This window comes from Micromonospora sp., from assembly GCF_048594385.1.
Classification (GTDB): Bacteria; Actinomycetota; Actinomycetes; order Mycobacteriales; family Micromonosporaceae; genus Micromonospora; species Micromonospora wenchangensis.
In genome coordinates, this window is the sequence record NZ_JBMDWU010000081.1 from 1 (window position 1) to 8,626 (window position 8,626).

Sequence of the window (8,626 nt, forward strand, 5' to 3'; positions counted from 1 at the left end):
GGCCTTCGGGCCCGCCCCGTTCGTCACCTGTGTCCCGGGCCCGCACCACCGGCGGGCCGGGTCGGCCGTCGCGCACCCCGGGCCCCGGTCGCCGTGAGCACAGCCACGTTTATGAACGGTGACGCGACAGTTAAATTCGTACGGGGTTCGCCGCACATACGAGAATCGGCGGGACAAACCACGCCTGCCTGACAATTGTTTCGTCACGCCGGGTCACCGACCACGCATAGCCGACTGAGCTGCCAAAACGGCCGTTCACCGGCCGTCAGATCGCGCAGCGCGACCGGGCTATTGACCATGCGCGATGGGTCGCATATTGTTCGCGGTGCAAGTTCCACCGGACGCGATAAACACCGCCACAATCAGAAGCCAGCCGTCGGCAATCGACGCAGCCTTTCCGCTGCCCGCCGTGTCGGGTCAACCGCGCACGCATTCCACCCGACCAGCAAGGAATCCCCGTGGAAATGCTCACCCCTTCCGGGCGCACCCTGGCCCTTTTCGACGGAATAGGTGGTCACCAGGGAAATCTGCTCCCCACCCTCGGGGCGTTGCACGCGCAGCCGGAGAACGCGCTCTTCTTCGACCGCATGTTCCGGACCCTCGACGACCTGCGGGAGCATCTCGGCCCCGTACCCGAGCCGGTCGTCCCCACCGGGAGCCGACTGCGCCGGTGGTTGACCGACCCCGCCACCGCGCCGCCGACCGGCACCGACGACTCGGTCGTCGCCGGCATCTGCGTCCACCTGATCCAGCTGTGCGACCTGCAACCCCGGCGGGCCGTCCCGGACACCGTCACCGCCGCCATCGGGCACAGCATCGGGCTCCAGGCGGCCATCGTCGCCGGCCTGCGGCCGAAGCGCACGGACGCCTTCCTCGCCCTGGCCGAGACCTCACTCAGGCTGGTCGCGCTGAGCCTCGTCCGGGGGCACCAGGCCACCACCGACCGTCCCGTCCCCACCGAGCTGACCGTGCGGTACGCCACCGGCGGCGGCCAGCGCCAGCGCCCCAGCCCGATGGCGCTGGTCGACGGCCCCTCCCGGGCGGATCTCGCCGCCCTGGTCGACTGCTACCGGCGGGACACCCGACGGTCGGTCACGGTCGGCCTGGTCAACACCCCCACCACCGGCGTGCTCAGCGGGCACACCGAGGACCTGCTGCACTTCTACGCCCACCACGAGGCGATGTTCCGCGGCGGCGCGACGACCTGGACGTTCCTCACCAACACCCTGCCGTTCCACAGCCCGCACCTGGCCGCCGCCGCCGACGAGGTACGCCGGGACCGGACCTTCGTCGGCCCCCTGCCCGCCGCCGGTGAGCTGCGGATACCGGTCTACGCGGCGGACGCCCCCCGGACCCTGCCGCCCGACGCCGACCTGCTCGACGAGTTCGTCGAGCAGGTGCTGGTCCGCCCGGTCGACTGGGCGACCGCCAGCGTCCACGCCGTCACCGACGCCGGCATCACCACCGTGCTGGACTGCGGCCCCGGCCCCGCCGCCCGCCGGTTCACCCGGGAGTGCCTCGGCGGCCGGACGCTGCGCTTCGAGTCGATCCGACGAGCCTCCCGGCGACCGTGAAAGGACACCACGTGCACTGTCTACTCTTCCCGGGCCAGGGGGTGCAGCGCCGCGGCATGGGCGCCGACCTGTTCGGCCTGTTCCCCGAGGCCACCGCCAGGGCCGACGAGATCCTCGGCTGGTCCATCGAGGAGCTGTGCACCCGGGACCCGCACCGACGCCTGCGCGACACCCGCTACGCCCAGCCCGCGGTGTTCTTCGTCAACGCCCTGCTGGCACAGCAGGTGATCGCCGAACGCCCCGGGCACTACCGGTACTTCGCCGGCCACAGCCTCGGTGAGTACAACGCGCTGGTCGCCGCCGGGGTGCTCGACCTCGACGTCGCCCTGCGGCTGGTCGACCGGCGGGCCGAGCTGATGTCCCAGGTCACCGGCGGGGGCATGTCGGCGGTGCAGGGCCTGCCGGTGTCGTTCGTCAGGCGGGCGTTGACCGAGACCGGCCTGCCCCGGGTGTTCGTGGCGAACCTCAACGCCGACACCCAGAGCACGATCGCCGGGGACCGCGCCGAACTGGCCGTCGCGGCCAAGGCGATCGGCGCGCTGCCCGGGGCCCGGGTCGTCCCGCTCAACGTCAGCGGCCCCTTCCACACCCCGCTGATGGCGGCGGCGGAGCAGCGGTTCCGGGCCGTCCTGGACGGCTGCGAATTCGCCGCCGGGCACACCCCCGTGGTCTCCGGCGTGACCGGGGACGTCTTCGACACCGACCGCGCCGCCGAACTGCTCGCCCGGCAACTGTCCACCCCGGTGGAGTGGGTCCGGGCGGTCACCACCCTGCGCGCGGCAGGTGTCACCGGGTTCGACGAGGTCAACGGCAAGACCCTCAGCGCATTTCTCACCCGCATCGCGGAGAGGTGATTCACCGTATGGACACGGATATCGCGGTCGTCGGCCTGTCGGTCGAGGTTCCCGGGGCCGACGACCTCGACACCTTCTGGCAGATCATCAGTTCCGGGGCGAGCCTCACCCGACCATTTCCCACGAACCGTCAGGAAAAGCTCGCCGAATACATCAGGTATCTCCGGGCGACGAGCATCGAACCGGTGAACGAGCCCGACGTCGAATACCACAACGGCTGTTTCCTCGACGAGGTCGACACCTTCGACCACACCGTTTTCGGAATGAATCCCCGGCAGGCCACGCTGACCGACCCGCACCACCGGATGGTCATGCGCGCCATGTTCCTCGCCTTCGAGGACGCCGGTTACGGTTTCGACCGGCTCCGGGGCAGCCGGACGGGGGTGTTCGTCGGTTTCGCGGTCAACCCCGGCTCGACCTATCTGGACTACATCTGCCGCGTCGACCCGAACAACGGCCAGCAGGCCATCACCGGCAACATCCCGGCGATGCTGGCCAACCGGCTGTCGCACCTGCTGGACCTGCGCGGCCCGAGCCTGGTGGTGGACACCGCCTGCTCGGCCACCCTGGTCGCGGTGCACCAGGCCAAGAACGCGCTGCTCGCCGGGGACTGCGAGATGGCGGTGGTCGGCGGCGCCCGGATCGTCTTCTCCCCCGTCAAGCACCCGCACTCCAACATCGGTATCGAGTCCTCCGACGGGGTCACCCGCACCTTCGACGAGGCCGCCGACGGCACCGGCTTCGGTGAGGGGTCGGGAGCGGTCGTCCTCAAGCGGATGTCGCAGGCGGTCGCGGACGGCGACCGGATCTACGCCGTGATCAAGGGCAGCGCGGTCAACCACGACGGCAACACCGAGGGCATCACCAACCCCGACTCCGACTCGCAGGCCGACCTGCTGGACGCCGCCTGGCGCAACGCGGGCGTGCACCCCCGGACCCTCGGCTACCTGGAGGCCCACGGCACCGCCACCCGGGTCGGTGACCCGATCGAGCACGAGGGGATGAAACGCGCCTTCGCCCGGTACACCACCGACCGGGGGTTCTGCGCGGTCGGCACCGTCAAGGCCAACGTGGGGCACCTGTTCGAGGGCTCCGGCGTCATCGGCCTGATCAAGGCCATCGCGGTGCTGCGCAACCGGATGATCCCACCGCAGGCCAACTTCAAGAACCCCAACCCGAAGCTCGACTTCGCCGCCGGGCCGCTGTACGTCTCCACCAGCCTGCGACCGTGGGAGTCCCCCGACGACGGCCCACGGCGCTGCGGGGTCAGCGCCTTCGGCCTCGGCGGCACCAACGCCCACGTGGTGCTGGAGGAGCACGTCGCGGCGGCACCGGCGGCCCCCGCCGGCCCGGGGCCGTTCCTGTTCACCCTCAGCGCGGCCACCCTGAAGTCCCTGGTCCGCCTCGGTGAGCGGTACGTGCGGTTCATCGACGCCGCCGGCCTCGACGGGGTCGACATCGCCGACGTCTGCCACACCAGCCAGGTCTCCCGCAGCGGGCACCGGCACCGGGCCGCGTTCGTCGTCCACGACGTGGCCGACCTGCGCGGGCAACTGGTCGCCTCGCTGGCCGACGGGGCGTCGCCGCCGCCGGACGGCCCGTTGGGCGACGAGGCCCGCCGCTACCTGGCCGGCGCGCCGGTGGACTGGCGGCGGCTCTCCGACGGCCGCCGCCGGATCGTCCGCCTTCCCGGGTACGCCTTCGACACCACCCCCGCGTGGGTGCAGTTCCCCGACACCTGGCGGGCGCAACTGTCGCTGGGCACCGTCGACGAGGACCACCCGGTCACCCACGACGTGGTGTTCGCCCCCGCCGCCGACCCGACGCCGGCCGCACCCGGGGCGCGGGTGCTGGCCCTGGTCGACCCGGACACCGACGCCGGACGGCTGCTCGCCGCCACCGGACTGGACGACCTGCGGGTGCTGCGGCTCGGCGAGCCGGTACGCCCCGGCGGCACGCCCTTCGACGCCCGGTCGGCGGACTCCTTCGCCGAGATCGCCCAGCTGGTCGAGGACGACGGCATCACCCACCTGGTGCACGCGCTCGGCTTCGACGCCACCCCCGCCGCCGACCTCGCCGGGCTCGACCTGCGGACCGGCAAGAACCTGCACAGCCTGTTCCACCTGACCAAGGCGTTGATGGCGGCCGGCGTCAAGCTGGAACTGACGGTGCTCACCCGACGCGCGGTCTGCGCCCACGACGCGGAACCCGACGTGGTGGTCGAGAACGGCGCGCTGGTCGGCTTCGGGAAGGTCATCGGCCGGGAGTACCCGTACCTCGGGGTCACCCACCTCGACGTCGACCCGGACGTGTCGCCCGACGCGGTCCGGGCGGAGATCCTCTCCCCCGAACGCGGGGTGTTCCTGTGGCGCGACGGCCGACGCCTACACGAGGTCTTCGTCGAGGTGCCGCAGGTCGACACCGACGGCCCGCAGAGCTACCTGCGGCCGGGCGGCACCTATCTGGTCACGGGCGGCACCGGCGCGCTCGGCCTGGCCGTCGCCCACGCGTTCGCCACCCGGCAGCCCGACGTGACCCTGGTGCTGCTCAGCCGGTCCGGCCTGCCGCCGCGCGGGCAGTGGCCGGGCCTGCTGGCCGCGCCGGCCGGCGACGCCCGCGCCGGGCGGGTACGCGCGGTGCGGGAGTTGGAGGAACTCGGCGCGCGGGTGCGGGTGGTGGCCGCCGACGCCGGTGACCCGGAGGCGCTGGCCGCCGCGGTGGCCGACGTCCGGGGCGAGTACGGCCGCATCGACGGCATCGTGCACGCGGCCGGCCTGCCCGGTGGCAGCACCGTGATGTTCCGGGAACTGGCCGACTTCGACGCGGTGGTCCGGGCGAAGCTGCACGCCGCGTTCCTGCTCGACCAGCTCACCCGGGCCGACCGGCCGGACTTCGTCGTGCACTTCTCGTCGGTGGCGTCGGTGTTCCCCGCACCCGGCCAGGCCGACTACGCGGCGGCCAACTACTACCTGGACAACGTGGCCCGCAGCCGGGCCGGCGGGTCGACCCACGTGATCGCCCTGGACTGGGTCGCGTGGAAGGAGATCGGCATGGCCGTCGACCACGGCACCAGCGGCGACACCATGTTCCGGGCCCTGCCCACCCGGGTCGCGCTGGACGTCCTCGACGCGGGCCTGCGCTCCGGCCGGTCCCGGCTGTTCGCCGGGGAGCTGCACTACCGGGGGGAGCTGATCCACCTGCTGCGCTCCTACGACGTGCGGCTCTCCGCCGAGATCGACGCGAAGGTCGACAAGGAGATGCAGGCGTTGGAGCAGCGGCTGCGGCAGGCCGCCGACAGGATCCGGGCCACCGTCGACGCGGTCGACGTCGAGCTGGAGGGCCGGCCGGACGGCGGATACACCGACGTCGAACGGTCCGTGGCGCAGTGCCTCGCCCTCGCCTTCGGCTATCCGACGCTCGACGTGGAGGCGGACTTCTTCGACCTGGGCGGCGACTCCATCATGGCCGCCTCGGTGGCCAACTCCATCGCCGTGCGGCACGGCGTGCAGTACGACGTCGCGGACCTGCTCGCCGACCGGACCGTCGCCGAGATCGCCTACCACGTCGAGGACCTGGTCGCGTTCGCCGACGCCGCCGCCTGACGACACCGATCGGAGGGTGGCATGTCGGACATGACTACGGGGCCGGCGCTGCGGCGCATCGTCGGCTTCGCCCTGCCGCTGACCGCGGCGAACCTGCTGCAACAGGGTTACCTGCTGGTCGACAGCGTCGTCGTCGGCCGTTACGTCGGGGTCGAGGGGCTGGCCGTGGTGGGTGCCTGCGGGCCCCTGTTCTATCTGCTCAACGCCATGTTCATCGGGCTGGGCACGGCGTTCACCATCCGGTTGGCCCACCTGACCGGCGGCCAGCAGGTCGACCGTCGCCGCGACGTGGTCGCCGCCCTCACCCTCCTCACGGTCGTCTGGGCCGCCGGCTGTGTCGTCCTGGCGACGCTGCTGGTCGATCCGGCGCTGGCGGTGATGGGCATCGACGGGCGGCTCGCCGCCGACTCGGCCCGGTTCTTCGGCACCCTGGCGCTCGGCTTCCCCGGGATCTTCGGCAGCGCCGCGGTCAGCGCCTACTTCCGTGGGCTGGGTGACTCCCGCTCGGCGATGTGGGTGCAGGGCGTCGGCAGCATCGCCAACGTCGTCCTGGTGCTGCTCTTCGTCGCCGTCCTCGACGGGGGTGTGGTCGGCGCGGCGTTGGCCACCGCGGTGGCCAGCACGGTGGCCCTGGTGGTCGGGCTGGTCTGGGCGGCGCGCACCCACCCGGTGCGGCGCGGCGGGCCGCGGCCGGCGATCCGCCGGGAACTCGTCGACGCCGCCCGGCTGGGTCTGCCCCTGGCCAGCCAGCACATCGTGCTCGCCCTCGGGATCATGGTGCTGGTCGGGATCATCCAGTCCTACGGGGAGGTGGTCCTCGCCGCGTTCACGATCGTCTCCCGGATCGAGTTGTTCACCGGCATCCTGTTCCTCGACTTCTCCGGGGCGGTGACCGCCTTCGCCGCCCAGAACCTCGGCGCGGGCGACCTGGCCCGGGCCCGCGCGGGGCTGCTGCGCACGCTGCGGTTGACGGCCGTGCTGTCGGTGCTGGTCGCCGGGGTGGTGCTGGTCGCCCGTGCCCCGCTGGCCGCGCTGTTCACCGACGATCCGGCCACCCGGGAGCTGACCGGACGCTACCTGACGATCATCTATCCCTTCCTGCTCCTCTACACCGCCATGGTGGTCATCCACGGGTATCTCAACGGTGCCGGCCGGACGACCGCGCCGCTGATCTGCACGCTCATCGCCTTCGTCGCCGTGCAGATCCCCTTCGCCTGGCTGCTGAACGGGCCGTTCGGCATCGACGCCGTGATGTGGGCGGTGGTGGCCAGCTGGACCGCCGGGCTGACCTACAGCGTGTTCTGCCTGCGGCGGGTGCTGTTCGTCCGGCCCGCGCCGGCGGCGGTGCCCGCCGCGACCTGATGCCCCGTCCATCCCCCGCCCCGTGAGGACCACCAGTGATCAACCACCGCACCGTCGAGGTGACGTTCCACGCGGGCCGCAGCCGGACCGCCCACCTGACCTGGGGCCAGCAGGGCACCTGGGACGTCCTGCGCCGGTGGCTGCCGGAGATGAAGCCGTTCTTCGTGCTGACCCGGTGGCTGGACGTACCCCTGCTGCTCGAGGTCGACGACGTGCTGGCGCAGCTGTCCCACCTGCTGCAGCGGCACGAGTCGCTGCGCACGCTCTTCCCGGCGGGGGTCGACGGCCAGGGCAGCCAGCACGTCCTCGGCGAGGGCGTCGTCACCGTCGAGGTCGTCGACCGGCCCGACGGTGACCCGGTCAGCTTCGCCGACATCGTCACCGACTGTCTGGGCCGGGCCGGTGGCCGTCCGTTCGCCCACGACACCGAGCTGCCGATCCGGTTCGCGGTCGCCACCCACGAGGGCATCCCCGTGCTGCTGATGTTCGCCGTGTCCCACCTGGCGGCGGACCACCTCGGCGCGGACCTCCTGGCCGCCGAGCTGGCCGCGTTGCTGCGGGCCAGGATCGACGGCGACGCCCCACCGCCGGCCCGACCGGCGGTGCAGCCGGTCGACCTGGCCGTCTTCGAACGCTCCCCGGACGGGCAACGCCTCAACGTCGACGCGCTGGCACACCTGCGTCAGCAGCTCCGCCGGCTCCCGGCCGACCCGCTGCCCGAGCGGGTCACCCCGGTCACCCCCCGGTACTGGCGCGGGGAACTCGCCTCGGACGCCGCCGCCGTGGCCCTGCGGCTGGCCGCCCGACGACTGCGCACCACCACGTCGGTCACCCTGCTGGCCGTCGTCAACGCGCTGGTGCGCACGGTCTGTGCCACGCCGGTCTACCCGCTGGACATCATGCAGAGCAACCGGGTGGAACCGGAGCTGCGGTACACCGTGACCAGCCTCAACCAGGCCGTCCGTACCGCCATGGAGGTGTCCGGCGACACCGTCGGTGACCTGGTCGGGCACGCCCGTGCCGCGATGGGGGCGGCGATGCGGCACGCCCGCCACGACGGCCGCGCCGCCGCCCAGGGGGCCCGCGCCGCCGCCGACGCCGCCGGACGGCCCCTCCCGGTCGGCGGCCAGTTCAACGACCTCGCCGTCTTCTCGTACAAGATCTACCGCATGCAAGGCATCGACTAGTACGTCCTCCACTCGTACATCTACCTGCCCGACACCATCGACGGCGA

The 8,626-nt window shown here is 72.3% G+C and carries 5 protein-coding genes; all 5 read left to right on the forward strand.

The window, feature by feature from the left end; genetic code table 11:
- Window positions 1–458: 458 nt before the first annotated feature.
- From ACOJTC_RS03820 to ACOJTC_RS03840, 5 genes are read left to right on the forward strand one after another with little or no spacing between them, the layout of a single operon-like run.
- Window positions 459–1,574 (forward strand): hypothetical protein, encoded by a 1,116-nt coding sequence (locus tag ACOJTC_RS03820; RefSeq protein ID WP_420115760.1) that lies wholly within the window; start codon window positions 459–461, stop codon window positions 1,572–1,574.
- Window positions 1,575–1,585: 11 nt separating this feature from the next.
- A complete protein-coding gene (locus tag ACOJTC_RS03825; RefSeq protein WP_420115761.1) occupies window positions 1,586–2,428 on the forward strand; it encodes an ACP S-malonyltransferase in 843 nt (280 codons plus the stop codon).
- 8 nt (window positions 2,429–2,436) lie between these two features.
- Window positions 2,437–6,030, forward strand: a complete 3,594-nt coding sequence (locus ACOJTC_RS03830) for an SDR family NAD(P)-dependent oxidoreductase (protein ID WP_420115762.1) — start codon at window positions 2,437–2,439, stop codon at window positions 6,028–6,030.
- Window positions 6,031–6,060: 30 nt separating this feature from the next.
- A complete protein-coding gene (locus ACOJTC_RS03835; protein ID WP_420115763.1) occupies window positions 6,061–7,392 on the forward strand; it encodes an MATE family efflux transporter in 1,332 nt (443 codons plus the stop codon).
- Window positions 7,393–7,427: 35 nt separating this feature from the next.
- Window positions 7,428–8,579: a condensation domain-containing protein gene (locus ACOJTC_RS03840; RefSeq protein WP_420115764.1), complete on the forward strand. Its 1,152-nt coding sequence runs from the start codon at window positions 7,428–7,430 to the stop codon at window positions 8,577–8,579.
- Window positions 8,580–8,626 lie beyond the last annotated feature (47 nt).

Coding starts and splice junctions, on each gene's coding strand:
- ACOJTC_RS03830 (WP_420115762.1), top strand. CDS start 2,437: ATGGACACGGATATCGCGGTCGTCGGCCTGTCGGTCGAGGTTCCCGGG.
- ACOJTC_RS03835 (WP_420115763.1), top strand. CDS start 6,061: ATGACTACGGGGCCGGCGCTGCGGCGCATCGTCGGCTTCGCCCTGCCG.